Source organism: Methylobacter sp. Wu8 (genome assembly GCF_036440755.1).
GTDB classification, from domain to species: domain Bacteria; phylum Pseudomonadota; class Gammaproteobacteria; order Methylococcales; family Methylomonadaceae; genus Methylobacter_A; species Methylobacter_A tundripaludum_A.
Genome location: NZ_JAZGVT010000074.1, coordinates 34,349 through 60,484 on the forward strand (window position 1 = coordinate 34,349; position 26,136 = coordinate 60,484).

The 26,136-nt window shown below is 48.8% G+C and carries 28 protein-coding genes; 13 read left to right on the top strand and 15 right to left on the bottom strand.

The genetic code is table 11. The features are described 5' to 3' along the window. The first annotated feature begins 14 nt into the window (after window positions 1–14). From rlmJ to V3O24_RS16695, 10 genes are all read left to right on the top strand, one after another. A complete protein-coding gene (gene rlmJ / locus V3O24_RS16650) occupies window positions 15–857 on the top strand; it encodes a 23S rRNA (adenine(2030)-N(6))-methyltransferase RlmJ (RefSeq protein WP_104424847.1) in 843 nt (280 codons plus the stop codon). Between the two features lie 192 nt (window positions 858–1,049). Next, window positions 1,050–2,714 carry a glutamine--tRNA ligase/YqeY domain fusion protein gene (locus V3O24_RS16655; RefSeq protein WP_331308091.1) on the top strand — a complete coding sequence of 555 codons (1,665 nt, stop codon included), beginning with the start codon at window positions 1,050–1,052 and terminating at the stop codon, window positions 2,712–2,714. 38 nt (window positions 2,715–2,752) lie between these two features. Next, window positions 2,753–3,166 carry a ketosteroid isomerase-related protein gene (locus V3O24_RS16660; RefSeq protein ID WP_331308092.1) on the top strand — a complete coding sequence of 138 codons (414 nt, stop codon included), beginning with the start codon at window positions 2,753–2,755 and terminating at the stop codon, window positions 3,164–3,166. 321 nt (window positions 3,167–3,487) lie between these two features. Continuing rightward, window positions 3,488–3,757 (top strand): hypothetical protein, encoded by a 270-nt coding sequence (locus V3O24_RS16665; RefSeq protein WP_331308093.1) that lies wholly within the window; start codon window positions 3,488–3,490, stop codon window positions 3,755–3,757. Between the two features lie 93 nt (window positions 3,758–3,850). Further along, on the top strand, window positions 3,851–4,651 hold the full coding sequence (locus V3O24_RS16670; RefSeq protein WP_219820888.1) for a hypothetical protein: 801 nt from the start codon (window positions 3,851–3,853) through the stop codon (window positions 4,649–4,651). 373 nt (window positions 4,652–5,024) lie between these two features. Continuing rightward, window positions 5,025–5,363, top strand: a complete 339-nt coding sequence (locus tag V3O24_RS16675) for a hypothetical protein (RefSeq protein WP_331308094.1) — start codon at window positions 5,025–5,027, stop codon at window positions 5,361–5,363. Between the two features lie 113 nt (window positions 5,364–5,476). Further along, complete coding sequence (gene rlmA, locus V3O24_RS16680; RefSeq protein WP_331308095.1) at window positions 5,477–6,313, top strand: 23S rRNA (guanine(745)-N(1))-methyltransferase; 837 nt, start codon at window positions 5,477–5,479, stop codon at window positions 6,311–6,313. Between the two features lie 84 nt (window positions 6,314–6,397). Continuing rightward, a complete protein-coding gene (locus V3O24_RS16685; protein WP_331308096.1) occupies window positions 6,398–7,942 on the top strand; it encodes an AAA family ATPase in 1,545 nt (514 codons plus the stop codon). A gap of 141 nt (window positions 7,943–8,083) precedes the next feature. Beyond that, window positions 8,084–8,290 (top strand): DUF6494 family protein, encoded by a 207-nt coding sequence (locus V3O24_RS16690; protein WP_104424852.1) that lies wholly within the window; start codon window positions 8,084–8,086, stop codon window positions 8,288–8,290. A 92-nt stretch (window positions 8,291–8,382) separates the two neighbouring features. Continuing rightward, the gene (locus tag V3O24_RS16695; RefSeq protein ID WP_104424853.1) at window positions 8,383–8,871 is read left to right on the top strand and encodes a nucleoside triphosphate pyrophosphohydrolase family protein; all 489 of its coding nucleotides are present in this window, start codon (window positions 8,383–8,385) and stop codon (window positions 8,869–8,871) included. Between the two features lie 120 nt (window positions 8,872–8,991). On the opposite strand, the gene fumC is transcribed toward V3O24_RS16695, so the two are convergent. The 5 genes from fumC to V3O24_RS16720 form a co-directional block, all read right to left on the bottom strand. Further along, a complete protein-coding gene (fumC, locus tag V3O24_RS16700) occupies window positions 8,992–10,395 on the bottom strand; it encodes a class II fumarate hydratase (protein WP_331308097.1) in 1,404 nt (467 codons plus the stop codon). A 107-nt stretch (window positions 10,396–10,502) separates the two neighbouring features. After that, entirely contained in the window at window positions 10,503–11,174 is a 672-nt protein-coding gene (locus tag V3O24_RS16705; protein ID WP_331308098.1) for a c-type cytochrome, read from the bottom strand. A gap of 2 nt (window positions 11,175–11,176) precedes the next feature. Beyond that, window positions 11,177–12,802 carry a b(o/a)3-type cytochrome-c oxidase subunit 1 gene (locus V3O24_RS16710; RefSeq protein ID WP_331308099.1) on the bottom strand — a complete coding sequence of 542 codons (1,626 nt, stop codon included), beginning with the start codon at window positions 12,800–12,802 and terminating at the stop codon, window positions 11,177–11,179. Then, window positions 12,795–13,397 carry a cytochrome C oxidase subunit II gene (locus tag V3O24_RS16715; RefSeq protein ID WP_331308100.1) on the bottom strand — a complete coding sequence of 201 codons (603 nt, stop codon included), beginning with the start codon at window positions 13,395–13,397 and terminating at the stop codon, window positions 12,795–12,797. Before V3O24_RS16715 ends, V3O24_RS16710 begins: the two co-directional genes overlap by 8 nt. A 9-nt stretch (window positions 13,398–13,406) precedes the next feature. Further along, complete coding sequence (locus V3O24_RS16720; protein ID WP_258076701.1) at window positions 13,407–13,541, bottom strand: hypothetical protein; 135 nt, start codon at window positions 13,539–13,541, stop codon at window positions 13,407–13,409. A 109-nt stretch (window positions 13,542–13,650) separates the two neighbouring features. On the opposite strand from V3O24_RS16720, the gene V3O24_RS16725 reads away from it, so the two are divergent. Beyond that, window positions 13,651–13,833: a hypothetical protein gene (locus V3O24_RS16725; protein WP_331308101.1), complete on the top strand. Its 183-nt coding sequence runs from the start codon at window positions 13,651–13,653 to the stop codon at window positions 13,831–13,833. Between the two features lie 164 nt (window positions 13,834–13,997). Here the strand turns inward: V3O24_RS16725 and V3O24_RS16730 are convergent, their stop codons facing one another. The 6 genes from V3O24_RS16730 to V3O24_RS16755 form a co-directional block, all read right to left on the bottom strand. Then, on the bottom strand, window positions 13,998–14,810 hold the full coding sequence (locus V3O24_RS16730; RefSeq protein WP_331308102.1) for a dihydrofolate reductase family protein: 813 nt from the start codon (window positions 14,808–14,810) through the stop codon (window positions 13,998–14,000). Window positions 14,811–15,040: 230 nt separating this feature from the next. Then, complete coding sequence (gene smbP / locus V3O24_RS16735; RefSeq protein WP_104424859.1) at window positions 15,041–15,385, bottom strand: small metal-binding protein SmbP; 345 nt, start codon at window positions 15,383–15,385, stop codon at window positions 15,041–15,043. A 210-nt stretch (window positions 15,386–15,595) separates the two neighbouring features. Continuing rightward, window positions 15,596–16,321 carry a glycosyltransferase family 25 protein gene (locus tag V3O24_RS16740; protein WP_331308103.1) on the bottom strand — a complete coding sequence of 242 codons (726 nt, stop codon included), beginning with the start codon at window positions 16,319–16,321 and terminating at the stop codon, window positions 15,596–15,598. A gap of 113 nt (window positions 16,322–16,434) precedes the next feature. Continuing rightward, window positions 16,435–17,799 (bottom strand): adenylosuccinate lyase, encoded by a 1,365-nt coding sequence (gene purB / locus V3O24_RS16745; RefSeq protein ID WP_331308104.1) that lies wholly within the window; start codon window positions 17,797–17,799, stop codon window positions 16,435–16,437. Between the two features lie 28 nt (window positions 17,800–17,827). Further along, on the bottom strand, window positions 17,828–18,919 hold the full coding sequence (gene mnmA / locus V3O24_RS16750; protein ID WP_331308105.1) for a tRNA 2-thiouridine(34) synthase MnmA: 1,092 nt from the start codon (window positions 18,917–18,919) through the stop codon (window positions 17,828–17,830). After that, window positions 18,912–19,373: an NUDIX hydrolase gene (locus V3O24_RS16755; RefSeq protein WP_104424865.1), complete on the bottom strand. Its 462-nt coding sequence runs from the start codon at window positions 19,371–19,373 to the stop codon at window positions 18,912–18,914. Before V3O24_RS16755 ends, mnmA begins: the two co-directional genes overlap by 8 nt. Before the next feature lie 178 nt (window positions 19,374–19,551). On the opposite strand from V3O24_RS16755, the gene clpS reads away from it, so the two are divergent. Together clpS and clpA are read left to right on the top strand one after the other, a co-directional pair. After that, the gene (gene clpS, locus V3O24_RS16760; RefSeq protein ID WP_104424866.1) at window positions 19,552–19,875 is read left to right on the top strand and encodes an ATP-dependent Clp protease adapter ClpS; all 324 of its coding nucleotides are present in this window, start codon (window positions 19,552–19,554) and stop codon (window positions 19,873–19,875) included. Window positions 19,876–19,887: 12 nt separating this feature from the next. Next, on the top strand, window positions 19,888–22,161 hold the full coding sequence (clpA, locus tag V3O24_RS16765) for an ATP-dependent Clp protease ATP-binding subunit ClpA (RefSeq protein WP_331308106.1): 2,274 nt from the start codon (window positions 19,888–19,890) through the stop codon (window positions 22,159–22,161). A gap of 47 nt (window positions 22,162–22,208) precedes the next feature. Here the strand turns inward: clpA and infA are convergent, their stop codons facing one another. From infA to V3O24_RS16785, 4 genes are all read right to left on the bottom strand, one after another. Beyond that, complete coding sequence (gene infA, locus V3O24_RS16770; RefSeq protein ID WP_006889822.1) at window positions 22,209–22,427, bottom strand: translation initiation factor IF-1; 219 nt, start codon at window positions 22,425–22,427, stop codon at window positions 22,209–22,211. A gap of 111 nt (window positions 22,428–22,538) precedes the next feature. Continuing rightward, window positions 22,539–23,072 carry a peptide deformylase gene (gene def / locus V3O24_RS16775; protein ID WP_331308107.1) on the bottom strand — a complete coding sequence of 178 codons (534 nt, stop codon included), beginning with the start codon at window positions 23,070–23,072 and terminating at the stop codon, window positions 22,539–22,541. After that, window positions 23,069–25,156, bottom strand: a complete 2,088-nt coding sequence (gene ppk1, locus V3O24_RS16780) for a polyphosphate kinase 1 (RefSeq protein WP_104424869.1) — start codon at window positions 25,154–25,156, stop codon at window positions 23,069–23,071. Before ppk1 ends, def begins: the two co-directional genes overlap by 4 nt. An 83-nt stretch (window positions 25,157–25,239) precedes the next feature. Next, the gene (locus tag V3O24_RS16785; protein ID WP_331308108.1) at window positions 25,240–26,136 is read right to left on the bottom strand and encodes a pyridoxal-phosphate dependent enzyme; all 897 of its coding nucleotides are present in this window, start codon (window positions 26,134–26,136) and stop codon (window positions 25,240–25,242) included.

Below are 26,136 nucleotides of genomic sequence, written 5' to 3' on the forward strand. Positions count from 1 at the left end.
CAATTAAATCCATCATGCTCAGCTACCGACATTCCTTTCACGCGGGCAATTTTGCCGACGTACTAAAACATATCGTCCTGATACAATCTCTTGGATACTTAACAAAGAAAGACAAGCCCTTTTGCTGCATCGATACCCATGCAGGCCCCGGAAAATACGAGCTGGACGGCGACTACGCATTAAAAAACCGGGAGTTTGACACCGGCATCGGCAAGCTATGGCAACGCAATGACTTGCCGGAATGCGTTGCCCACTATGTCAGCCTGATCAAACGCTTTAACGGCCCCGGCAAATTAACCCGCTATCCCGGCTCTCCGTTAATTACCAAACAGTTGCTGCGCGACAAAGACCGGCTGTGTTTATTTGAACTGCACAACACCGAAATAAAGCTATTAACCGCCGAAGCCGACAAAGATAAGCGCATCAGCGTATTTCATGGCGATGGTTTAAAAAGCTGTTTAAAGTTGTTGCCGCCATTCGAACGCCGGGGACTGATACTGATTGACCCTTCCTATGAAATAAAAAGCGATTACCAAGAAGTTGTTGAAGCACTGGCCGTCATGCATAAGCGTTTTGCTACAGGCACTTATGCGCTCTGGTATCCGGTCATTGAGCGTAGCCGCAATAAGAAACTGGAGCGCGCAATTCAAGCCAGCGGCATCAACAATGTGCAGTTATTCGAACTGGGCATACGCGCTGACAGCGACGAACACGGCATGACCGCCAGCGGCATGATCGTCGTCAATCCGCCGTGGACTTTGGCAGCTGAAATGCAACAGGTTTTGCCGTGGCTGGCCGATGTTCTGGGCAATGACGGCGAAGGTTTTCACCGGATACAGACGCTGGTTGCCGAATAGCCCAGCAGCGCCCATTCAAGGTATAATTGCCTGAAAAAATAGAACACGGACAACAGTGATAAGACGGATTTAAACGGATTTTTTCCTTTTTTTATCAGTGCCAATCAGCCAAATCCGCATCTATTATTAATAGTCCGTATCGGCCAAGTAACACGTATAATTGACATAAACCCACTTCAATAACAAAAACCAATGTCCACAAACGATAACCAACCTACGTCAAACTTTATCCGCCAGATCATCGCCAATGATCTGAAAGACAACAAAAACAACGGCAAAGTCATCACCCGCTTCCCCCCCGAGCCTAACGGCTACCTGCATATCGGTCATGCAAAATCGATCTGCCTGAATTTCGGCATCGCCGCCGAAAACAACGGCCGCTGCAATCTGCGTTTTGACGACACCAATCCCGAAAAAGAAAGCGACGAATACGTGGAATCGATCAAGCGCGACGTACACTGGCTGGGCTTTGAATGGTCGGAATTACATCACGCGTCGGATTATTTCGAGCAGCTCTACGACTATGCCGTGCAACTGATCGAACAAGGACTGGCCTATGTCGACAGCCTGTCCGCCGAACAAATCAGGGCCTATCGCGGCACCTTGACCGAACCCGGCAAGGAAAGCCCCGACCGTAGCCGTCCTATAGCGGAAAACCTCGATTTATTCAAACGCATGCGCGCCGGTGAATTTGCTGACGGCCAGTACGTGCTGCGCGCAAAAATCGACATGGCTTCGCCCAACATCAACATGCGCGACCCGGCGTTGTACCGGATTCGCCGCGTGCATCACCAACGCACCGGCGACGACTGGTGCATCTATCCGATGTACGATTACACCCACTGCATTTCCGACGCGCTGGAAGGCATCACCCATTCGCTGTGTACGCTGGAGTTTGAAGACCACCGCCCGCTTTACGACTGGGTGCTGGATCAGGTTAAGACACCGACCCATCCGCAGCAGATTGAATTTGCCCGCTTGCAGCTCGAGTACACCATCGTCAGTAAACGCAAACTCAACCAGTTGGTCACCGAAAAACACGTAAACGGTTGGGACGACCCACGCATGCCGACTATCGCCGGTTTGCGCCGCGCAGGTTTTACGCCTAAATCGATACGCGATTTTTGCGAGCGCATCGGTCTGACCAAGCAAAACTCATGGATTGAAATGGGCGTGCTGGAATACTGCATCCGCGAAGATTTAAACGAGAATGCGCTCAGAGCCATGGCGGTTCTACAGCCGCTGCGCGTGGTCATCGACAATTATCCTGAAGGCCAAACAGAGCAACTGGAAGTCAGCAACCACCCGCAAAAACCCGAGCTGGGCAAACGCATCGTGCCTTTCTCCAAGGTCATTTTGATCGAACGGGATGATTTTGCCGAAAATCCGCCGCCAAAATTCAAGCGTTTGGTGGAAGGCGGCGAAGTCCGTTTGCGCGGCTCTTACGTTATCCGGTGCAACGAAATCATCAAGGATGCTGCTGGCAACATCACCGAATTGCGTTGCAGCTACGACCCCGACACCTTGGGCAAAAACCCCGAAGGCCGAAAAGTCAAAGGCGTGATCCACTGGGTTTCCGAGCAGCATTCGCAACCGGCGGAACTGCGCCTGTATAACCGCTTATTCAGCGTGCCTAACCCTGACAATGAAGAAAATTTCCTGGACGTCATAAACCCGGATTCGCTGGAAGTCCTTAGCAATTGCCGGGTCGAGGCCAGCTTGGCCCATGCTCAAGCGGAAAACCGTTACCAGTTTGAACGTACCGGCTATTTTTGCCTTGACGCGATAGACAGCGTGAATGGCAAACTGGTGTTTAACCGCACCGTGACCCTGCGGGATAGCTGGGAAAAAGACTAACCCAATATCACTCTGAATTTATCAACCACGGAATCACTATGAACCAACAAGACAGCATCAAACTTGTAGAACAATACTACGCCGCATTCAACGGCGGCGACATGGATACTTTCCTTAATCTGCTGACCGACGACGTCATCCACGACATCAACCAAGGCAGACGCGAAATTGGCAAAGACGCCTTCACCCAGTTCATGGCCTGCATGAACAACAATTACAAAGAACAGCTGGTCGACATGGTCATCATGGCGACAGAAAACGGCAAACGCGCGGCTGCGGAATTTGTGGTGCTGGGCGAATATATTAAAACCGACGAAGGCCTACCTGCCGCACAAGGGCAAAAATACCGCCTGCCGGCAGGCGCTTTTTTTGAAATCCGCGACAACAAAGTGGCCCGCATTACCAACTATTACAACCTGCAAGACTGGATTGCGCAAGTCAGCGAAAGTTAATCTGCACCATCTTTAAATAAAAAAACTGAGGCAGGAGTGACCAATATGCACTTCTGCCTCGGTCAACGCCCCTCTAGTTAGGACACTTCGGACCATCAAAGTAAACAATATGTCGCCCAGTCACCAGCGGTATTGTTATGCATATCGATGGTATAGCACGATGCGGTGGCTGATTTGCTCTCAATGTAGTTCCAGCACAGATCAAGCTCTGATAAGCCGTATGAAGCCACGGTATTAACGAATTTTCCGCTCCTCTTCCGCCCTCTGTCCGATGCCGTTTCCCCACCGTGCTTCACATATGGCGGTCTACCGGATACCTCAGTGTCCGATGCTATTGACTACACAAACAAGAAAAAACTTACAAAAAAACAGTCGATGCTTTCCCCAAAATCATCATCCACCGATATTTTTTTAGGATGCCTTTCCGTAGACTTGCATGCCATGCGTCGGAAGCATATTGCAATCGAAGCGAATGCCGTATGGTTCTGGATTATTGTGAAGATGCTACTTGAGCGCAAGACTGTCCGCGCCGGCAGAATCCGTTCAAGCACCCGACTTCGCCAGTTTGTCATAATCTCCCGGCCTGCATAGTTTTATCATCATGAGGTGGTAAAAACATATCTGTGCTCATATTGAGCGCCTTTCTCCAATACATTTTTGATAAACCAACGAAGGAAGTATCTTATGAAGAAGAATCGCTTGTTGAATATTATTATCCTAATAATGATGATGACTATCGCCGGACAGGCAAGTGCGGATGTGGTTTATGCTTCATACACCGGTTCGCAACAAGGTGTAACCGTTCGCGATCTGAAGTTGAACCAACTTTCGTTCTTTAACACGGGGTTCAATGCCAGCGGTATCGCTCCGGGGCCTAACAATGATGTGTACTTGGCTTCTGGAAACCATCTGTACAACTATAGCGCCAATGGTGCTTTGATAACCGACATGACTTTCCCCGACGGCGGCATCAACTACACAAGCGTAGCCGTTAGCGGAGACAAGGTGTATGCATCGTATACCGGTTCACAACAGGGTGTAACCGTCCGCGATCTGAAGTTGAATCAACTTTCATTCTTTAACACGGGCTTCAATGCCAGCGGTATCGCTGCCGGACCTAACAATGATGTGTATTTGGCTTCCGGAAACCACCTGTATAACTACAAAGTCGACGGCACCCTCATAACCAATATGACCTTTCCGATCGCCACCATCAACTATACCGACGTAGCCGTTAGCGGCGGCAAAGTGTATGCTTCGTACACGGGTTCGCAACAGGGCGTAACCGTCAGAGACTTGAAGCTGAACCAGCTTTCGTTTTTTAATACGGGCTTCAATGCCAGCGGCATCTCGGCCGGGCCGAACAATAACGTGTACTTGGCTTCAGGAAACCACTTGTACGATTACAACGTCAACGGTACCCTCATAACCAATATGACGTTTCCTATCTCAACCATCAATTACACAGACGTAACCTTTAAATAATGCCGGCATTAAAGATGAGACGCAGAGCATAAGGCAGATTGACCGTTAACCAATCTGCCGCAAACGGAGCGACAGACCTCAGCCTCTGCCGGATCTTTCCAGACAGAGGCTTTTTTTATTGCTGATGCCCTATGCTGATTGTTAACGTGCCGACAACCAGAGCAGCAGTCAATGCATGATCACTTTGGCGCCCTGACCTTGAACGACCCTATGATACAGGTTTCGGCATCGCCTGCCGGTTCTTCATTGTGCGAATTTATTTCAGTTGCATTTAAGATTTATCGTATATCATAGCGTCTGGAAAGCAGTGGTCTTTCCAATTATTTATTTTCAGGCGTAGTCTGGAAATCACATCAAAACACTTCATAGGTATATGATGAATTTAATCAAAAAAGCAGTAATCACCTTCATTATGGCTATCTCTTTCGGTGCAAGCACCGTTGTTTTGGCTGAAGATGCAAAAGCCGCAGAAGTTATTGCGCATCTTGAAGCAGCGATAGCCGAAATCGGCAAACATGATTTCAATGCCGCTTATACACACGAGAAAGCAGCACGTAACGCTTCTGAAGAAATCGTCGGCAACGAAACTGTTGTAAAGCAAGGCCTTGATAGCATTATCAAAGCGCAAATCATCGGTAAAAGTGCAGATGAAGAAAAAGCCATTGCTGAATTAAACAAAGCATTAGGCTTTTACAAGTCGATCAATCACTAAGATCCGATTTTAATTGGGGCAGGGTTAACTTAAGTTGATCCTGTCTACCATTAAAACTACCGCCCACCCCCTCCTGATTTTTTTGCCCGGCCTAGCCGAGCTCCCTTGCTTTCATGCACAAATCTTACCAGCCGCAATCCTGCTATATATGCCCCCTTTGCGCGGCCTCACTACAGCTTAATCAATCGGCTAAAAATTACGTTTGCGAAAACAACCATCAATTCGATCTTGCAAAAGAAGGTTACCTGAACCTTTTGCCGGTGCAGTTCAAACATTCTGCGGAACCCGGCGATAACAAGCAAATGATGCAGGCCCGGCGAGAGTTTTTGGAAGCCGGTCATTATGAACCGCTGGCCAAAGCGGTATCGATGATGATTGATGCAAATCATCCCAATCATCTGCTGGATCTGGGTTGCGGCGAGGGCTATTACAGCCGGAAGATTGAAACCTATTGTTCAAATCCGATGATGCTGCATGGCGTCGATATTGCCAAGTTTGCAGTCGCCGCAGCCGCGAAAAAACAGCCCAACGCCCGATTCATCGTCGCAAGCGCCAACCGGTTGCCTTATGCAGACCGTTATTTCGATTTTGTATTGAGAGTATTTGCCCCGTCAAACGATGATGAACTGAAACGGATACTAAAACCGTCAGGGCTTTTACTAACCGCAACACCGGGTCCCAGGCATCTGTGGCAATTAAAACAATTCATCTATGCCGAAGTGAAGGAACATGCTTTGGAGAATGAACTGCCGCAAGGTTTCGAGCGCATTAATACACAGCGTATCAGTTATAAAATCACCCCGGCTCCCGAACAAAGAATCGCCCTGTTGCAAATGACGCCGTTTGCGTGGCGAGCCGACCCAAGCGTCCAACAAGCCATTAAAGATGCGGAGGAACTGGAAATAGAGACCGATTTTGTTTTGACGCTGGCCGTAAAATTAAAATCTTAATTCTTAGCGCCCTACCCTTCCGGCATTGCGCCCGATACCATGAACGTATAACATCTGACCAGTCATTACGTTGAGGTTATAAGCATGAGCAATGAAACAGCACCGGATTCAAGCCTCACCCTGATCAAGGCATTATCTAAAGCTAATGCCTGTAGCCTCATTGAAACGCATATCTCCTGGCTGCTGCTGACCGGCCAATACGTCTACAAGATCAAAAAACCGGTTAACTTCGGTTTCCTGGATTTTTCCACGCTGGAAAAACGCCGCTTTTGCTGTAATGAAGAACTAAGGCTGAACGAGCGCTTAGCCGCCGAGCTGTATCTTGAAGTTGTACCGATAACCGGCACTGAGGATCAACCCCAACTGGGCGGTGCCGGCGTAGCCATCGAATACGCCGTCAAGATGGTTCAGTTTCCTGCCGGACAATTGTTAGGCGAATACGCCAGAACCGGTCAACTAGGTACCGATCACATCGATCAACTTGTCGATATTGTTGCCGATTTTCATCAAACGATTGCGCAAACCGACAGCAAGTCTCCCTATGGCGATAGCGCCAACATCAACCATTGGTTTGCCGAGAATTTCGACCATATCAAACCGTTACTGGTCGACAATGCTGAAAAACAGCAGCTACAGCGCATCCGGCAATGGGGCGATACCGAATGGCACAAGTTGACCGGGTTGATGCAGCTGCGCAAGCAACAAGGCTATGTCCGTGAATGCCACGGTGATCTGCATCTGGGCAATATGACGCTGATAAACGGTAAGGTCACCTTGTTCGATTGCATCGAGTTTAACCCGATGCTGCGCTGGGTCGATGTAATCAGCGAAGTGGCTTTTTTGTTCATCGACCTGCTGCACTTCGGATATGACCGCTACGCTTACCGTTTCCTTAACCGCTATTTGCAACGCACCGGCGATTATCAAGGATTGGCGCTGCTGCGCTATTACCTGGTTTACCGTGCGCTGGTGCGGGCCAAGGTTTCTTTATTACGCATGGCGCAGCAGCAGGGCGACGATGCCGTTACCAAACAGGCGCGTTGCGAATACGCGGCGTTTGCCGGCCTAGCCGAGCGTTTTACCACAAGCCGCCGACCTGCTCTGATCATTACCCACGGCTATTCTGGCTCAGGAAAATCCACCCTAGCCGCTCAGCTCGCCGAAAAAATCGGCGCCTTCCAGATCCGCTCCGACATAGAGCGCAAACGGCTGTTCGGCTACCAAGCTTATGCGCAAACCGGCAGCGGTATAGACGACGGGCTTTATACCCAAGATGCGAGTCTAAAAACCTATCAACATCTTAAAGAACTTGCCCGAACCGCGCTTGAAGCCGGTTTCCCGACAATTGTCGACGCTACCTTTCTTAAAGCCGGACAACGCGAATTGTTTCGGCAGCTTGCAGCTGACTGCGGAGCGCCGTTTCAGATCATTACTTTTCAAGCGTCCGATCGGGAATTGTGCCGGCGCATCAAACAACGGCAAAACGATGCATCGGAAGCCACTGTAGACGTACTGCATCGGCAGCAGCAATCGGCACAGCCGCTGTCGGAGCAAGAGCAATCCTGCGTAATAACGATTGATACCGAGAACGGCAATGCTCTGGAAACCCTGTTGGATAACTTTCAATGACCGGTTTTTACTGGCGATAATTTCTTTTTCAGCGCTATGCGCGTAACATCGAGGCGCAGCAGCTTTAATGATTACATTCCATCAAAAAACGAACGGCATTGCATCCGCTTATGGAATCTGCTTTGCCTTTAGGAGGTCAAAATGAATGAAGACACATTAAATATCGAAATCAGAAAATTCCTCAAAAACGTCGGCATCACCTCGCAACGTGAGATTGAACACGCCGTACTCAAAGCGGTTGAAACCGGAAAACTGAACGGTTCCGAAACCCTGGACATCAAGATGACCCTGGATGCTCCGGCTATTGGCATCAGCCATAGCATCGAAGGGAAAATAGCGCTCGAATAGATAGCTTAAGCTTGGCCTGGTTCACATCAACTCGGTTTAAATCGGCGAGGTTTTTACTACTGAATCGCCACAACAGGCGGAGGATAAAAACCATGAATAAACATTTAAAATTAGTCAGGGAATTTCACGACACATTTTCACTCCCGCAAGCAGAATATGGGGCAAATACGCGCTTGTCCGACATGGATATTGTTGAACGTCAAGCACTGCTGATGGTGGAAGGCAGTGCGGTATTAAAAGCGATTAAAACGGGAGAGATGGTTGAAATGCTGGCCGGTCTGGTTAATCTGGCTTATTACGCATTGGACGCTATCGCAATACGGGGCAGCGACGTTACAGACCGTCCGGTAACATGGCGGAATGACGGCTTCGTCATATCCATCATGCGCACCCTGTCCGACAAAATCAACAACTGCACCTCCGGCGGCGCCGATGCTTATTCGGACGTGTATTGCCTGTGCGTTCATTTAACAAGCAATTTTATCAACGCGGATTTCGATAAAGCCTTTCAGATGATCCACGACAGCAAGTTGTCCAAACAAGCTAAAGCGCCCGACTTGAGCGAATGTCTTTATGAATGATTTTTAAATGGCCATCTAAAATGTGCTCGGCATAGGCCGGAATAAGGCCATCCAAGTGCGCAACGCGAGGCGGCGTTTCCGGCAGAATTTTGAGTGTTAAAGCGGGAATATATTCCTGCTCTATTTGGGAAAAATCATTTCCTCGGGACGGATCAGCTTATCGAACTCTTCCTCGGTCACAAAACCGCCGGAAACCGCCTCTACCCGTAAGGTACTGCGATTTTTAAAGGCCCGTTTCGCAATTTCTGCGGCATTGTCGTAACCGATGCGCGGCACCAAGGCGGTAACCAGCATCAGCGAACTTTCCATCAACTCGGTAATACGGTCGACATTCGGTTCAATACCGGCAATGCAGTGATCGGTGAAACTGATCGCCGCATCGCCGATAAGACGGATCGACTGGAGCACATTATAAATAATGACCGGCTTGAACACATTGAGTTCCAAATGCCCTTGCGCCCCGGCAAAGGTGACGGTGGTGTGATTACCGATGACCTGTGCGCAAACCATCGTCATCGCTTCGCATTGGGTCGGGTTCACCTTGCCCGGCATGATTGAAGAGCCCGGTTCGTTTTCAGGCAGCGACAGTTCGCCGATGCCGGAGCGCGGACCTGAGCTCAACAGGCGGATATCATTGGCTATTTTATTGAGGCTGACCGCGATGGTATTTAGCACCCCGGAGATTTCCACCATTGCGTCGTGCGCGGCCAACGCCTCGAACTTATTGGCCGCGGAAACGAACGGCAACCCGGTGAATTTCGCGACTTCTTCGGCAAACTTGTCGCCAAAACCCGGCTTAGAATTCAGCCCCGTACCCACTGCTGTACCGCCTTGCGCCAAGGGATACAGCCGTTTGAGACTGTCGTTGATCCGGTCTATGCCCAATTGCATCTGGGCGGCATACCCGGAAAACTCCTGCCCCAAGGTCAGCGGGGTTGCATCCTGCAAATGCGTTCGCCCGATCTTGATTATTTCGCTCCATGCCTTGGATTTCTCCGAAAGCGCGCAGTGCAAATGTTGGAGCGAGGGAATCAGCGAATGGTGCAACTGCTCGACTGTCGCGATATGCATGGCCGTCGGAAAAGCGTCATTCGAAGACTGGCTGCGGTTGCAATGGTCGTTCGGATGAACCGGCGTTTTAGATCCCAAAACGCCGCCGAGACGCTCGATAGCCAGATTAGAAATCACCTCATTGGCGTTCATGTTGGACTGGGTGCCGGAACCGGTCTGCCAGACAACCAGAGGAAAATTGTCGTCCAGGTTGCCGTCGATAACTTCTCGGGCGGCCCCCGCTATCGCGTAGCCGGTTTTTTCGTCAATGCTGTTCAGCGCGATATTCGATAATGCGGCGCAATATTTGACGATGCCCAACGCCCGGATCAAAGGCCGGGGCAGGCGTTCATTGCCGATGTTGAAGTTGATCAGGGAACGCTGGGTTTGTGCGCCCCAGTATTTGTCGGCGGGGACCTGTATGGGGCCGAAAGAGTCGGTTTCGGTACGGCTATTGTCGATACTTTTTGTCATGAGTGTCCTCTGTGGTTGAGTTTAAGCGTGGACAAGCTCTAGCCGTAACAAGCCCTATGTTGGGTTGCCTCTGTTTGGAGGCAACCCACAACCTTTTCTCTACAAACTTATTTGAGCTGCTGATAATACTGAGCCAGATCCCTGATTTCTTCATCACTCAGTTGCTGGGCGATCAGACGCATGCGACTGTAAATATCGTTATGCCGCCGGCCGTTTTTATAAGCTGCCAAGGTTTTCGCAAAATAATCGGCCTGTTGCCCCGCCAGCGCCGGAATATCCATTTTTTCGCCCTGCCCTTCGTTTCCATGACAAACAAAACAGGGCGGCAGGATGCGTTTGCCGTCACCCTGCTCAACCATTTTTTCCGCTCTGGCAAGGTTCCGGTTAGCCGATTTGTTTTGTGGCGGCGGCAGGGAATTGAACCAGACCGCGAGATCGGCGGCATCCTGCTCGGTCAGTCCCTTGGCAATCGAGGTCATCGAATCATGACTCCGGCTGCCGTTAAAATAATCGCGCAACTGTTTGTAGGTATAAGTGGCGACCTGTCCCGCAAGCGCCGGAATCGCCGGAAGCGTTTCGTCATCCCGGGTTTCCTCCTTCATGCCCTGACCTTTATCGCCATGACAGCTCTTGCAGGATTCGGCCAGGTCCTTACCCTTGTTTACGTTGCCGTTTTTAACCCTGTTCAGCGCTTCAGGCGTCCAGGCAATTTGAGAAGCAGGCTCGGCATTAGCCGAAAGCGGTGCAATAAACGCCAGTAATAGCAGCATTCGTTTCATGTTTAAAATCCCCATGCAGATGAACCCGAAGTGTTCATAAAAAAGAACTGTAAGATTGGATAACCGAAGCTGATGGCCATTAATACGGCAATCACTTTGTTCCAGGGTTTAAAGTCGTTCAACCATTCGGGAAGCGACTCTACTGCATGTATCGGTTCGGCAAATTCAATTTGTTGGTCGAATGCTTCCGAAGCGGGACTCAACTGGGTCTTTGCCAGATTGTAGATAAACAGACAAGCCGACCCCAGCAATATCAAGCCGCCCAGTATCATCATCAATTCGTAAGGCTTCCAGGACAGCGTCAGCAGGTTATTGTAAACAACGCTGGAAATGCGGCGGGGCTGGCCTAGCAAGCCCAGCACATGCCAGGGCGTCGTCAATATGCTCATGCCGATAAACCATGTCCATAGCTGAACCAGGGCCATCGATTCGGAAAACAATGGTTTTTTAACCAGCATGGGCCACAAATAATAGGCAATCGCGAAATACATGATGACGGTGGTGCCGGCAAAAATCAGATGGAAGTGTCCTGGCACCCAGGCGGTGTTGTGTATCATCGCGTTCATTGCATAACTGGCGTTGACGATGCCGCCGAAGCCGCCAAAAATCAGCATCAGTAACGACAAAATAACCGCCAGCACCATCGTATTGGTCCAAGGCAAACTGCCTATCCAACCGAACAACCCTTTGCCGCCGCGCAAGCGTCCGGCAATTTCCAGTGAGGCGATAACGGTAAAACCCGTCACCAAAGTAGGCAGGGCGACCACGAAAGTGCCGATGCCGTGCAGTAACTTCCAACCCTTGGCCTGTTCAGGATCCATATAAAGATGATGAAAGCCTATCGGCAGCGCGAACACGGCCAGTACGATAAAGGCAAGCCGGGCCATTTCATCGCTGAACAGGAAGCCGCCCGCCTGTTTGGGTACAAACACGTAAAAAGCGGTGTAGGCGGGAATCAGCCAGAAATAAACGATCGGATGCAAAGTCCAGGCGAATAGCGTTCTGGCCAGACCCGGATCAACCGTATCGATCCAGCCCAAGGACAGCGGAATCAATTGAAACAACACCTCCAAGGCGACACCGGCGCTGGTCCATAGCCACAGCAAGGCATTCATTGCGGTGGCAAACATCGCTAAAGGCACCGGTTGCCCGGGCTTGGCTTTTTTCCATTGAACAAACATCACCAGCATGATCACGCACCAGACCCATGAGCCGACAACCAGCAAGGTGGCGCCGATATAAAATGCCGCATGCGCGACAATAGGCGGGTAAAACGTATAAAGCACCGAAGCCTTGCCGGTAAGCAAAGGGATCGCGGCCAGCACGACGCCGAACAAGGCGAGCCAGAATGCGCCCCATGCCAGCGGCTTGTTCCATACCGGTTGTTTCAGGCTGGTGGCGGCGATGTAATAGCCAAAACCCATGATAAAAAAGGTCGTCAGCACAAACGCCATCAATACCCCGTGGGTGCTGACCGAGGCAAAATACACACTGGGCGAGTCCAGCGCGGAAATAAAACCGCTACGTTCCAATACCTGATATTCGCCCATGAAACAAGCCAGGATGAAGGCGATAAAAGCCACCCAGAGATGGCTTAACGCCAATTTTCGTTCAGCTGCATCATTCATTGTTTGATCCTCCTTTAGCAGACGATTTGGCCGGAGCCGTCCAGTTTTCTTTGGCGATTACGGAAATATTGCTCCACATGTGGTTATGGCCCAAGCCGCAATATTCATTACACAACATCGGATACTCGCCCGGTTTCGGAAAAGTGGTGGTTATTTCCGCGACATAACCCGGCACAATCATCGTGCTCATGTTGGTCATCGGGATATGAACGCCGTGCAAGACATCCATACTGACCCAACGGAAGGTTAATGTTGTTTCGGCGGGAACGGTGATATGTTTGGGGAAAAAGGAATAACGTCCGGCCACCATTCTGACTGTGACATTGCCCTTGTCATCGACTTGCACGCCCAGATTGTCCTCCGCAAATTCCTTGTTTAAATGCAGGCTGGCGGAATCAATAGTTTCAACCTTGCTGGGCGGGTTAACGCCGTGGAACAGCGCATCGATGGTGATGATGCCGACGAAAAGACCGATCACAATCAGCGAGATGGTGATCCATTTTCGTTCCAGTTGATCGATATGAATGGCACGAAGCTGCGCGTAAAAGTCCCGCAAGAGCTGTGCATATTTTTGTTTTAATGGTTCTATTTGCATAATGAACCCCTAGCCTCGCGGCAGAAATACGCCGTAATAAAGAAACAGCCATGCGACGACCATGCCGCCGATAACCAATGACATTAGTGCAAAAGTGCCGATTGGCGGGCTTTCGAGAATACGCTTGCGATCTTCTTCACTCATTTTATCCATCTCATCCTCTCTTTTAATTATTATGAATAACACCCGGTTTTTATAGTACACCATTGCCCGCTATTTCAATAAAAGCATTACGGTAATCCAAGCATGCGGTTTGGAAATCAGCGAATTTAATCCAGAAAAAGATTTTAAAAATAAAACCGTATACTTGATGAAAGATATTATTGAGGCGTTCTATGGCGAACCACAACGTATCCGTTACTGGCAAGACTTAGGAGTTCCCGTGCTTTTTACAGGTGAAGATCGAATGGTTCGGGGAATGACGCCTTCAGGGTAATAGGTTCCGTGACGCGGCGATAAAATAAACTCGTTCCAACGGCCAAAATCTTCTTCCAAAGCGGAAATGACATGAGTTAAAAAATTTTCCAGGCCAATAATCTGTACCAGTTTTTGGATGTCGGTAACGGTAAGAATCTTCATTATTTGTCTGTTCGTAACCGGTTAAGCCGCATGCTTTAAGCCGAATTGAATGAAAAACTGGCCGGATCCGGGCGGCGAGTCTTGTTCGTAATACAGTGCTTCAAGCGTCAGGTTGCCCTCCGTTCCCAGCGTTGAACCGGTCAGCAAGGTACGAAAATCTTTACCGCCGATTAACTGGTGGGTAATGGTCAAGTATAGCCTTGATAACTGCCTGTCCCTGATCATAGTGTCAAGCATCTGGGGCCCGGCAATAAGATAAATAGTCTTGTAACCCAGCGCGCTTAACTGACGAATCAAAGGCGCGCCCCGAACCATTCGATCTTCACCTGTAAAAAGCACGGGGACTCCTAAGTCTTGCCAGTAACGGATACGTTCTGGATCGGCGTTTCTCCCCGTAGCAATATAAACCGTCTGCGCATGTTCCTGAAGACTGTGATGAAGCGGGAAATTCAGACTGGCGCTGGCGATTATCACTGCGGGCTGGGGTTTTAAACCGTTGTTCCGGCGCCATTCAACATGATCTTTGTTTCTGACCTGCAAGATGTTGCCCAAACGTCCCGCACCCAGCGCCCGCATATAGCCGCCATGCGTAATCAGGCAATCCGCCTGCGCATGTAGTTCCATGAACAGGCCAAAGTCAGAGGCTGTTGTTATATGCTTGGGGATATAGGTGTCTTGAGCCGCATCTTCCAACGCAATGCGCCCGTCCAGACTCGACAGAAAGTTGGCGTAAACAAAAGGCGATTCGATTGAGCCCTGTTTATGCAATTGATGGGCAAGATAGAGGCCTTTAATGGAGACTTTTTCGCAGGGAGAAGGATAGATTTTTTGCATAAACATACCCCTTTTGCGTTTGAAAGTTCGATGTCAGCCCGAGTGAAAGTTGCCGGGGGCGCACTGGCTGATCCTTAACCAACCGCCGAATTCAATGCGCGATGAGTATATTAATCAGTCTGGAAAGTTTCCTTGCAGCGGCGTTAATAGCCGTTTCTTGATACGAAATCAAAGCATTTAAAGAAAAGAGGCGGAATTACCCGCCCCTTTCCTTCGAAGCTGTATTGATGTTATTTTTTATTGTTGTTGCCGGCTTTAATGTGCTCTACAGCCGCTTCAGCATGTGAGGTAGCCACGCCTACGTGGCCCAAAGTGCCTTGATCAATAGCTTCCTGCAACTCTTTAGCTCCGGCGTCTAAATGGTTTTTTGCCACGCTCTTAGCGACTATGGAGGCTGCCAGCGCATCTTCCAATGCCGCCTTTGCGTGTTCGAGTAAAAGCGGTGTGTGTCCGGCTTTACCATGTTCTACCGCCGCATTAGCGTGTTTCAGCGCTTCAGAAGCATGGTCTTCAGCAAAAACAGAAGTACTTAAAAGAAGTAATAAACCTGCACATACGGATGCTAATTTTTTCATAATTCTCTCCTCATATTAATGTTTATATTTAGTTGTCGATACCACGTTTTATTTTTCTCTTTGAAAAATGGCGAAAACTCTTACGAATCGACATATATATTCATATCATCATGTAATTTATTTTGCAATACCCATGAGTTTACGAGGCGAATACATTAAAAACACTTGGAATACCCGGAAACAGGTCCTTTGATAATGGCCGATCAACAATCAACGCCAAAGTTGATAAATATACTTGCGCTTGAGCTTTTCCCATCCGAAGAAAATAGCTTGCAGCCATTGCGGCGGTGCAGGCTCCAACGCGCTATCAAACAAACCGTTTTTACTGCCTTGTTCAACAACCGGATCTTCCAGCCAAAGTGTTTGTATGCCTAATTCGGCATCTATTTTTTCAAACTGATTGTCGATAGGCTCGGAAATTTTGTGCGCCGCTATCCAATCCAGTCTTTTTTGTGCGGTAGCGCTGTCGATAATATAGGAATCGGCGAATCTGACCCGGGAACCTACATAGAGATACTGCCCCGCTTTCCTCTGGCTTTTAGGCGTAAAAAAATTACCGCCCGAACCGATATAAATGACTTTATTTCCGGGAAATTGTACGCTTTGATCTAATGCGCGCTGTAACCCTATAGCAAAATCTTTGGCGAACACGGCATCGTCTTCTAAAATCAAATTAAACTCGCTGTCCGCAACCGCTACTTTTTGCAAGGCGCAAAGATGCTTCATCGCACAGGATTTTTGCGCCGGAGAGAGATTATTATCATCGGTAAAATATCGATCGATGATTTCATCGTTCAGCTCATCCGCATCCCAATCGAAAATAAATTCGGCTGGCAAAGCATGCTCGGACAGCTGCTTTTCCATAAATAAGCGGCGTTGAGTGAATTTTTTTACATTCAGCACATAAACACGAGTTGGTTTTTTGACAGGTGGCATGTAAATGATCCTAAAAAATATTTGCTTGGTAGCGATTAGCCAAGGGCAGGCAATTAACCGGCCCTCCTCATTACCCAATATAACCCACCGCAGGATGACGGCTCAGCGATAACTTATATTCCCCTAGCCAGTTTTTCCGCATATCCGGTGTAATTGCGCGGCGTCAACTCCAGCAAAATGGCCTTCGCTTCAGCGGGAATTTCCAGTTTTTCAATAAACGCCTGCATTTGTTCGGGAGTAATGCGTTGACCTCGGGTCAGTTCCTTTAATTTCTCATAGGGTTTTTCGATACCGTAACGACGCATTACGGTTTGGACCGGTTCCGCCAACACTTCCCAGTTGGCGTTGAGATCGGCTTCAATCGCATCGACGTTGATTTGTAACTTGGATATGCCTTTCAAGCTGGCCTGGATGGCGATACTGGTATGGGCAATGCCGACACCGATATTTCTCAACACGGTCGAGTCGGTCAAATCCCGCTGCCAGCGCGACACCGGCAGTTTTTCGGCTAAAAAGCCGAATAAGGCATTGGCAATCCCCAAATTGCCCTCGGAATTCTCAAAATCGATCGGGTTGACTTTGTGCGGCATCGTGGACGAGCCGACTTCACCGGCGATAGTTTTTTGTTTGAAGTAACCCAGGGAAATATAGCCCCAGATGTCGCGGTCGAAATCCAGCAAGATGGTGTTGAACCGGGACAAGGAGTGGAAATACTCGGCAATATAATCGTGCGGTTCAATCTGTATGGTGTAGGGGTTAAATTGCAGTCCCAAGGATTCGACGAAGTTTTGGGAAAATTCCGCCCAATCGACATCGGGATAGGCCACGCAATGCGCATTGTAGTTGCCCACTGCGCCGTTTATTTTGCCTAATAATTGCACGGCGGCTAATTGGTCATACTGGCGCTGCATGCGTGCGGCAACGTTGGCGAATTCCTTGCCTGTGGTAGTCGGCGTGGCCGATTGCCCGTGGGTGCGCGACAGCATCGGCTGGTCTGCGGTTTCCACGGCAATGGTTTTGAGCGCCGCGATGCAGTCGCCCATTTGCGCCAGAATCACCTCACGGCCTTCTTTAAGCATCAGCGCGTAAGACAGATTGTTGATGTCTTCCGAGGTACAGGCAAAATGGATGAATTCGCTGACTTTTTCCAGCTCTGTGCAACCTGCGATCTTTTCTTTCAACAAATACTCAACGGCTTTGACATCGTGATTGGTGGTTTTTTCGATGTCCTTGACGCGCTGCGCGTCGGCTTCTGAAAAATCGCTGACGATGTTGTTTAACAACTGCGTTGCAGCGTCGCTAAACGGGCTGACTTCGGTAATCAACGGATGATTGGCCAAAGCTTGCAGCCAGCGCACTTCAACGAGCACTCGAAAACGAATCAGGCCGTATTCGCTGAAAATTGGGCGCAATACAGTTACTTTGTCGGCATAGCGCCCGTCGATAGGGGAAATAGCGGTTAAGGCAAAATTAGTCATGGGTGTGTCCGGGTATTTTAGTATGTTGTTATTCGTTAGATTTGGATTCAATAATACCGCCGCCTAAGCATATTTCTCCATCGTAAAAAACGACGGATTGCCCTGGAGTGATTGCTCTTTGCGGCTGGTCAAAGGTAGCTTTGCACCTGTCTTCGCCTATCGGCTCTAAATAGCAGGTCTGATCAGCCTGACGATAACGGGTTTTAGCGGCGCAACGTATGGGTTTAGTTAACGGCTGATTGCTGCACCAATCCAATTGGCTGGCTTCCAGTGTGTTATGCAACATCAACGGATGATCGTGACCCTGGCCGACAATCAGCACGTTGTGCTCCAAATCTTTTTCCAGCACATACCACGGTTCATCCGGCGCATTTTTAACGCCGCCGATGCCTAAGCCCTGGCGCTGCCCGAGCGTGTAGTACATTAGACCGTGATGTTTACCGATATACCGCCTTTCGGGAGTACGCATTTCGCCCGGTTGCGTGGGCAGGTAACGTTGCAGAAATTCAGTGAACTTGCGCTCGCCGATAAAACAAATGCCGGTGCTGTCTTTTTTGCGGCTGTTGGCAAAACCGGCTTTATCCGCCATAGCCCGGATTTCCGGTTTATGCAGATGGCCAATCGGAAACAGCGTGCGCGACAGCTGCTTTTGTCCCAGCGTGTAAAGAAAATAGCTTTGCTCTTTATTCGGGTCCAGGCCTTTTAACAAAAAGAACTCACCGTCTTTTTCCGCCACGCGCGCATAATGACCTGTAGCGATATATTCGGCACCCAAGTCTTCAGTCGCATAATTCAGGAAGGCTTTGAATTTAACATGCTTGTTGCACAGAATATCGGGATTAGGCGTGCGGCCCGCTTTAAATTCGGACAGGAATACTTCAAATACCTCATCCCAGTATTCGGCGGCAAAATTCACGGTTTTCAGTTCTATGCCCAATTTATCGCAGACCTGCTGGGCGTCGGCGAGGTCTTCCATTGCCGTGCAGTACTCGGTGCCGTCATCTTCTTCCCAGTTTTTCATAAACAAACCGGTGACTTGATGGCCTTGTTCCAAAAGCAGCAAAGCGGTTACCGAAGAATCGACACCGCCGGACATGCCGACGACTACATTTTTACTCATGGTCAAGGTCGATAAATGATTTAAGTAGTGATAAGGGGTGGCGTTGCCCGCTGAGATATTCGTCTATACTGATAAGCACTAGAGGGCTACGCAAACGATGGCGCTCCGCTTCGATTTCATCGCGAGTCAGCCAGCGCGCGGCGACTATGCCGTCATCCAGTTGTTGCGCCGGGTTATGCGAATGGCAGCGACCCGAAAAGCACACCCTGACAAAGCTCGGCGAGTCAGGATTTTTTCGCCAAAGCTGGATCGAAACAACGTATTCAGGCTCAAACCGCCATGCGGTTTCTTCCAATACTTCACGTTTGACAGCGGCAATCAGATCCTCGCTTTTTTCCAGGTGCCCTGCAGGTTGATTGAATTGAAGTCCGCTGGAGGTTTCTTCTTCCACGAGTAAAAAACGTCGGTCTTGTTCAATAACTGCGGCAACTGTAACGTGTGGTTTCCAAACCATTGCAAAATTCCGACTGCAAAAGCCGATATTTTACTAGATTTGGATAGATTATGCTGGTAAAAAAGACACAACCAGAAAGACTCAAAATGCTTGTTAATTTTGTTGCAAACATAAAGAGTTGAAATTCCCCCTGATTGGCACTATGTTAAGTGCTTAAAATAATTTCGTTATTACCGTTATGTCCGATTTTGATCCGTTTAAAGATAAAGATGGCGGCCTGGCCATTCAGGAAGCCAAGCCTAAGCTGAAAAAACCGCCTTTATACAAGGTTATCCTGCTGAATGATGACTTTACACCGATGGATTTTGTCATTGAGATTTTGATGGATTTTTTTGCGATGTCTGAAGAAAAGGCGACTCAGGTGATGCTGCAAGTACATACACAAGGTGTTGGTGTGTGCGGAACATATTCTAAAGATGTTGCTGAAACCAAAGTATATATTGTTAATGACTATTCACGGGAACATCATCATCCGTTGATGTGCTCGATGGAAGAAGTGTAGGTTGGAGAGCTTATGTTAAGTAAAGAACTTGAAATCACATTAAATAATGCCTTTAAAAATGCACATGACAAACGCCATGAATTTATCACGGTTGAACATTTGCTGCTGGCATTGCTCGAAAACCCTTCCGCGCAGCCGATTTTAATAGCATGCGGTTGTGACATTAAGGCGCTACGCGGCCAGTTAACGCAATTTATCGATGAAACCACCTCCCTAATTCCGGCGGGTATCCAGCGGGAAACCCAACCTACCCTGGGATTTCAGCGGGTTCTACAACGCGCTGTGTTTCATGTCCAGGCATCCGACAAGAAGGAGGTTTCCGGCGCCAATTTATTTGTAGCTTTGTTCAGTGAGCAGGATTCCCATGCGGTTTATCTGCTAAATAAGCAGGATATTTCAAGACTGGATGTGGTTAATTACCTGGCTCACGGTATTTCAAAAATCGATCCTGAAAACGACCCGTCAACTAGCAGGTCGCAGGAATCCGGCAATCCCGATGCCGAAGCGACCGGCAGCCCTTTGGATAAATACGCCACCAACCTCAATGAAGAAGCTTTAAAAGGCCGAATTGACCCTTTAATCGGCAGAGAAGCGGAAGTCGAGCGCACCATTCAGACGCTGTGCCGCCGCCGCAAAAACAATCCTTTATTGGTCGGTGAAGCCGGCGTGGGCAAAACCGCTATTGCAGAAGGCTTGGCGAAACGGATTGTCGAGGAGCAAGTGCCGGACGTTTTGATGAACAGCGTGATTTACTCACTGGATCTGGGTGCTCTGGTTGCCGGCACCAAATACCGGGGGGACTTCGAAAAACGGCTTAAATCCCTGTTAACCCAGCTTAACAAGGAACCTGATTCGATCCTGTTTATCGATGAAATTCACACCATTATCGGAGCCGGTTCTGCTTCCGGCGGAGTGATGGATGCATCCAATTTGATTAAGCCGGCATTGGCTTCAGGCCAGTTGCGCTGCATAGGTTCTACCACTTATCAGGAATATCGCGGCGTTTTTGAAAAAGATCATGCCCTGGCGCGGAGATTCCAAAAAATCGATGTGCTTGAGCCTTCCGTTGAAGACACCATCCTGATTCTGAAAGGGCTTAAATCCCGTTTTGAAGAGCATCATGATGTTAAATATTCTTCCGATGCATTGCGTGTTGCGGCGGAATTATCGGATCGCTACATTACCGACCGGCATTTGCCCGATAAAGCCATTGATGTTATCGATGAGGCGGGCGCAAAGCAGCGCATGACCGCTGAAGCCGAGCGCAAACAGCTGATTGACGTTGCAGAAATAGAAGACATCGTATCCAAAATCGCCAGAGTTCCCGCAAAATCGGTATCTTCCAACGATATAGACAAGCTTGGCAACCTGGAAAAGAACCTGAAAATGCTGGTCTTTGGCCAGGACGAAGCTATTTCCGCATTGGCGTCGGCGATAAAATTATCGCGCGCCGGCCTCAGGGATACGCAAAAAACTATCGGCTCATTCCTTTTTGCAGGCCCTACAGGTGTAGGTAAAACCGAAGTGACGCGGCAGCTGGCTAAGGTGTTGGGCGTGGAATTGATTCGCTTCGACATGTCCGAATACATGGAGCGGCATACTGTTTCCAGACTGATAGGGGCCCCCCCAGGCTATGTGGGTTTTGATCAAGGCGGCCTGCTAACCGAGCAGGTGACCAAGCATCCTCATGCCGTATTGCTGCTGGACGAATTGGAAAAAGCCCACCCTGACGTATTTAACCTGTTATTGCAGGTGATGGACCACGGCTCATTGACCGATAACAACGGACGCAAGGCGGATTTCCGTAACATCATTCTGGTGATGACCACCAATGCAGGAGCGGAAGAAGGCAGCCGCGCCTCTATCGGCTTTACTCAGCAGGATCATGCGACCGACAGCTTGAAGGTTATCGAAAAAGGCTTCTCGCCCGAGTTCCGCAACCGTCTGGATGCGATCATCCAGTTTAAGCCGCTAGATATTTCAATTGTCGGCCATGTGGTTGATAAATTCATCTTTGAACTGGAAGCCTTGCTGGCGGACAAACATGTGACGCTGGCATTGGATGCCGATGCCCGGTTATGGTTGGCCGAAAACGGTTGCGATCCGAAGATGGGAGCCAGACCGATGGCGCGACTCATTCAAGAGAAAATCAAAAAACCGTTAGCTAATGACTTACTGTTTGGCGAATTGGCGCACGGCGGACATGTGCGGATTTACGTGAAAGATAACGAACTGAACTTCGATATAGAAAGCGCTGACTCGATTGTTCCTGAAGCCAATTTTTAGTACGAGGACTAACCAAGGAACTTGCGTTAATCCTGTCGATAACAGGATTAACGCATACGGAATGTAATACGGCCTTTGGTTAAATCATAGGGAGTCATTTCAACTTTAACGCTGTCGCCGGTAAGAATACGGATGTAATGCTTGCGCATTTTTCCTGAGATATGGGCCGTCACAATATGACCGTTTTCCAATTCGACGCGGAACATAGTATTAGGAAGGGTATCAATCACCTTCCCTTCCATTTCAATTTGATCTTCTTTAGCCATTTATAATAATCCAGGTAATTAAAACCGCCAATTATACCATAACCGCGTTTTTAACAACAGAAGTGTAATAGTGGTAAGGTATTTGTTTTTCAAAAATCCGTGCTTGATTGATTAAAACTTACTATTAATCAGCTTAATAAATTCACTTTCAGCAAAAATATCCATATTGTTTTCAACCCTATCCAGGTAGGTTTTACCCTCCAAATGATCGAACTCATGTTGAAAGATTCTTGCTACAAACCCACTTAGCTGAGCCTCCACTAAGCCGCCCTGTTGATCGGTATAGTGGATCATTATTTCATGATATCTCGGCACTAAGGCGCGTATCCCCGGAATACTCAGACAGCCTTCCCAGTCCTTTTCCTGAGTTTCAGACAAAATCTGAAAACCGGGATTAATCATCACTGTCGGCTCCATCAGCGGCGCAGATGGGTAACGCGGCGTAGGCCGCGAAGCCATGATGATGATACACTTTGACTCGCCGATCTGCGGCGCTGCAATGCCGACACCCGAGGTTGAGGCCAAGGTAGCCTGCATGGCCTCGATTATCCGCCTAACCTCGGCATCACGCACATCGGCAACCGCTTCGGCTTTTTGCCTGAGCACTTTTGCGCCCAATTGGGCAATTTCATATACGCCCGTCATTGAACCTCCTGCATAAGCAGTGCTTGCGCCTGAACCGGCTCTTCAGCGTCGTTTTTCTGTATCTGCTGATAGCTTCCGTCAGGCTGCAAAAGCCATGCTTGGCTGTTATCGGTTAAGTACAAATTCAGATCCTGCAGAATCCGGTTTTGCAATTTCTTATTCTCGATAGGAAAACAAATTTCAACACGGCGGAACATATTGCGATTCATCAAATCGGCGCTGGACGCGTAGACTTCCCTATCCCCGCCATTTTCAAACGCATAAACCCGCGCATGCTCCAAAAATCGCCCGATAATGGATCGTACTTCTATGTTTTCAGATACTCCCAAAACACCGGGCTTTAAGCAGCATACTCCCCTGACAATTAACTTAACCTCAACCCCGGCCTGAGACGCACGGTAAAGGGCCTGGATAGATTGCTCCTCAACAACGGCATTCACCTGGACAATGATTTTTGCCGGTTTGCCGTTTTTGGCATGGCGTATTTCCCGTTCGATTTTCTCCATCAAACCGCGATGCAAGGTGAACGGCGATTGCAATAGTTTATTCAACTTTGTTACTTTACCTAAGCTGGTCAGCTGAGCAAACACGCGGCGCACATCCTCGCCTAATTCCTTGTCGCAGGAAAACAGGCCGTAATCGGTGTAAATCTGCGCCGTCTTCGGGTGGTAGTTTCCGGTACCTAAATGCACATAATTGCGCAACTCCTTGCCTTCCCTTCTTAACACCAAACACATTTTGGCATGGGTTTTATAACCCACCACGCCATAAACCACATGCACCGCGGCTTCTTGTAGCTTCGAGGCTAAATCGATATTGGCTTTTTCATCGAATCGAGCCCTCAATTCGATAACCACTGTCACCACCTTGCCCGCTCTTGCCGCCTTGATTAAGGCGCCGACGATAGGCGAATCGGCTCCGGTTCGATACAGAGTTTGCTTAATGGCCAATACATCGGGGGAAACCGCCGCCTGACGTACAAATTCAACAACTGGCGAAAAGGACTCAAACGGGTGATGTAGCAGAATATCGTGACGTCTAATCGCAGCAAAAATGTCTTTGCTGCGTTCCAGTTGTTGCGGCACACTCGGTTTAAACGGAGGAAATTTAAGGTCGGGCCGACCGACCAGGTCATTAATCTCCTGAATCCTGTTCAGATTGACCGGCCCTTCAACCAAAAACAAACGATCACGGGTCATTTCAAAACGGTCCAGTAAAAACGTTACGGTTTCATCCGGGCAGTTGGCGTCGATCTCCAGGCGGACTTCATCACCGTAATTACGCATAGCCAGCTCGCCTTCCACGGCAAGTAGTAAATCGTCAATGGCATCGTCATCGACAAAAAAATCACTATTCCGGGTGACCCTGAATTGATAGCAGCCTTTGACATTCATGCCGTTAAATAACTGATCGATAAAAGCATGAATAATCGATGATAAAAACACAAAATCCGCCGGCCCGCTACCGGTTACCTCGGCAGGCAATTGAATAATCCGAGGTAACGCCCTGGGTGCTTGCAAAATAGCCCTGCCGCTGTTTCTGCCGAATGCGTCTTTTCCGGTTAAGGAAATAATAAAATTTAAACTCTTGTTGAGTATGCGCGGAAAAGGGTGCGCGGAATCCAGTCCAACCGGCGTTAGAATCGGCAACAATTCATCGTTAAAATAAGCTTCCAGCCATTTGTGCTGCGCCTCGGTCCATTCCTTACGGCGAATGAAACGAATATTCTCTTCAGCCAATTTTGGAATCAGAATCTCGTTAAGAACCTTATATTGCTCGCCAACCAATTGATGAGCGTGAATGTTAATCAGCTCCAGCTGCTCGCTGGGGGTCAAGCCATCCGAGCCAATAGCTTTGGGATCGATGGCCGCCATCTGGATAACACTGGCTACGCGGACCTCGAAAAACTCGTCAAGGTTGGAACAGGAGATGCACAAATAATTAAGCCGTTCAAGCAGTGGTACCTTCTCGTCTTTCGCCTGCGCCAACACCCGTTTGTTAAACTCCAGCAGGCTTAGTTCACGATTGATATAAAGTTCGGGCTTTTGAAGGTCGATCAGGTCTTCGGTCTCGTTTATGTCCATGTTTTACTCAAATTCAAAATCAGTCATGTAGGGTGCGCATCGCGCAACACCATCGTCAAATTCAATATAGGCGTGCATGCACCCTACCCTCTTTTCCCTTGTAAACCTCCGGTATGTACCGCAACAATACGCTGATCAGGCTTGAAGTAGTGTTTTTTGATTAAATCGTAAACAGCGTACATCATTTTCCCGGTATAGACCGGCTCAAGAGGAATTGCAGTTTTCAATTCAAAGTCTTCAATAAATGCGCTTAATTGCGCATTGGTTTTGGCGAAACCGCCAAAATGATAATCCAAGTTTATCTGCCAGTTATTACGCGATTGTGACAGTTTGGCTTCAACCTCGGCGTTCAAAAAGCCTGCGTTTTTTAACGCCGCAAATCCCAGCGCCGACGCCCGCTCAGGAACCGCATCAATAATACCCGCCAACGTCGTTCCGGTTCCGCAGGACACACACAGTGTATCGTATGGTATTGTTATTTCGGCAACCAGTTCCGCCACACCGTTCAACGCCAAATCTAAAGCGCCGCCTTCCGGCAACCAGTATTGTCCAGGCTTTAAGCCGGGCAAGTCATGCCAACCTTTATGCTGCCGGAGTATTCTATAGTCGGAACGGGAAACAAACCTCAGCTCCATGCCCCAGTTTTTCATGTCCAGTAATGTCGGCGTCAATGTTTCCGGCGGCTCGCCGCGGACAAGCCCGATAGTCTTTAGCTCTAACACCTTACCGACATAAGCCAAAGCATGTAAGTGATTGGAATAAGCGCCGCCCATGCTGACGATGGTATCTTTGCCTAATGACAGCGCATGATCAAGTATATATTTAAGTTTGCGCCATTTATTGCCGGAAATGACCGGTTGCAGCAAATCGTCCCGCTTCATCCACAGCTCGATTGGGTATTGCGAAAGCCGCGGATCTTCAATCTTTGTTAGAATCGACGGATTGAAGGTTTTTTCCAGCTTTATCAGTTCGGGGTGCAT

Bases quoted from the DNA above. Each gene is read 5' to 3' on its own strand.
- V3O24_RS16740 (WP_331308103.1), bottom strand. From the start codon at position 16,321: ATGCCACCTGTCAAAAAACCAACTCGTGTTTATGTGCTGAATGTAAAA.
- V3O24_RS16720 (WP_258076701.1), bottom strand. From the start codon at position 13,541: ATGAGTGAAGAAGATCGCAAGCGTATTCTCGAAAGCCCGCCAATCGGC.
- V3O24_RS16675 (WP_331308094.1), top strand. From the start codon at position 5,025: ATGATGAATTTAATCAAAAAAGCAGTAATCACCTTCATTATGGCTATC.
- V3O24_RS16655 (WP_331308091.1), top strand. From the start codon at position 1,050: ATGTCCACAAACGATAACCAACCTACGTCAAACTTTATCCGCCAGATC.
- mnmA (WP_331308105.1), bottom strand. From the start codon at position 18,919: ATGAGTAAAAATGTAGTCGTCGGCATGTCCGGCGGTGTCGATTCTTCG.
- V3O24_RS16710 (WP_331308099.1), bottom strand. From the start codon at position 12,802: ATGAATGATGCAGCTGAACGAAAATTGGCGTTAAGCCATCTCTGGGTG.
- V3O24_RS16670 (WP_219820888.1), top strand. From the start codon at position 3,851: ATGAAGAAGAATCGCTTGTTGAATATTATTATCCTAATAATGATGATG.
- clpA (WP_331308106.1), top strand. From the start codon at position 19,888: ATGTTAAGTAAAGAACTTGAAATCACATTAAATAATGCCTTTAAAAAT.
- fumC (WP_331308097.1), bottom strand. From the start codon at position 10,395: ATGACAAAAAGTATCGACAATAGCCGTACCGAAACCGACTCTTTCGGC.
- V3O24_RS16755 (WP_104424865.1), bottom strand. From the start codon at position 19,373: ATGGTTTGGAAACCACACGTTACAGTTGCCGCAGTTATTGAACAAGAC.
- V3O24_RS16660 (WP_331308092.1), top strand. From the start codon at position 2,753: ATGAACCAACAAGACAGCATCAAACTTGTAGAACAATACTACGCCGCA.
- rlmA (WP_331308095.1), top strand. From the start codon at position 5,477: ATGCACAAATCTTACCAGCCGCAATCCTGCTATATATGCCCCCTTTGC.
- def (WP_331308107.1), bottom strand. From the start codon at position 23,072: ATGACGGGCGTATATGAAATTGCCCAATTGGGCGCAAAAGTGCTCAGG.
- V3O24_RS16695 (WP_104424853.1), top strand. From the start codon at position 8,383: ATGAATAAACATTTAAAATTAGTCAGGGAATTTCACGACACATTTTCA.
- V3O24_RS16730 (WP_331308102.1), bottom strand. From the start codon at position 14,810: ATGCAAAAAATCTATCCTTCTCCCTGCGAAAAAGTCTCCATTAAAGGC.
- V3O24_RS16705 (WP_331308098.1), bottom strand. From the start codon at position 11,174: ATGAAACGAATGCTGCTATTACTGGCGTTTATTGCACCGCTTTCGGCT.
- V3O24_RS16685 (WP_331308096.1), top strand. From the start codon at position 6,398: ATGAGCAATGAAACAGCACCGGATTCAAGCCTCACCCTGATCAAGGCA.
- purB (WP_331308104.1), bottom strand. From the start codon at position 17,799: ATGACTAATTTTGCCTTAACCGCTATTTCCCCTATCGACGGGCGCTAT.
- rlmJ (WP_104424847.1), top strand. From the start codon at position 15: ATGCTCAGCTACCGACATTCCTTTCACGCGGGCAATTTTGCCGACGTA.
- ppk1 (WP_104424869.1), bottom strand. From the start codon at position 25,156: ATGGACATAAACGAGACCGAAGACCTGATCGACCTTCAAAAGCCCGAA.
- infA (WP_006889822.1), bottom strand. From the start codon at position 22,427: ATGGCTAAAGAAGATCAAATTGAAATGGAAGGGAAGGTGATTGATACC.
- smbP (WP_104424859.1), bottom strand. From the start codon at position 15,385: ATGAAAAAATTAGCATCCGTATGTGCAGGTTTATTACTTCTTTTAAGT.
- V3O24_RS16690 (WP_104424852.1), top strand. From the start codon at position 8,084: ATGAATGAAGACACATTAAATATCGAAATCAGAAAATTCCTCAAAAAC.
- clpS (WP_104424866.1), top strand. From the start codon at position 19,552: ATGTCCGATTTTGATCCGTTTAAAGATAAAGATGGCGGCCTGGCCATT.
- V3O24_RS16785 (WP_331308108.1), bottom strand. From the start codon at position 26,136: ATGCACCCCGAACTGATAAAGCTGGAAAAAACCTTCAATCCGTCGATT.
- V3O24_RS16715 (WP_331308100.1), bottom strand. From the start codon at position 13,397: ATGCAAATAGAACCATTAAAACAAAAATATGCACAGCTCTTGCGGGAC.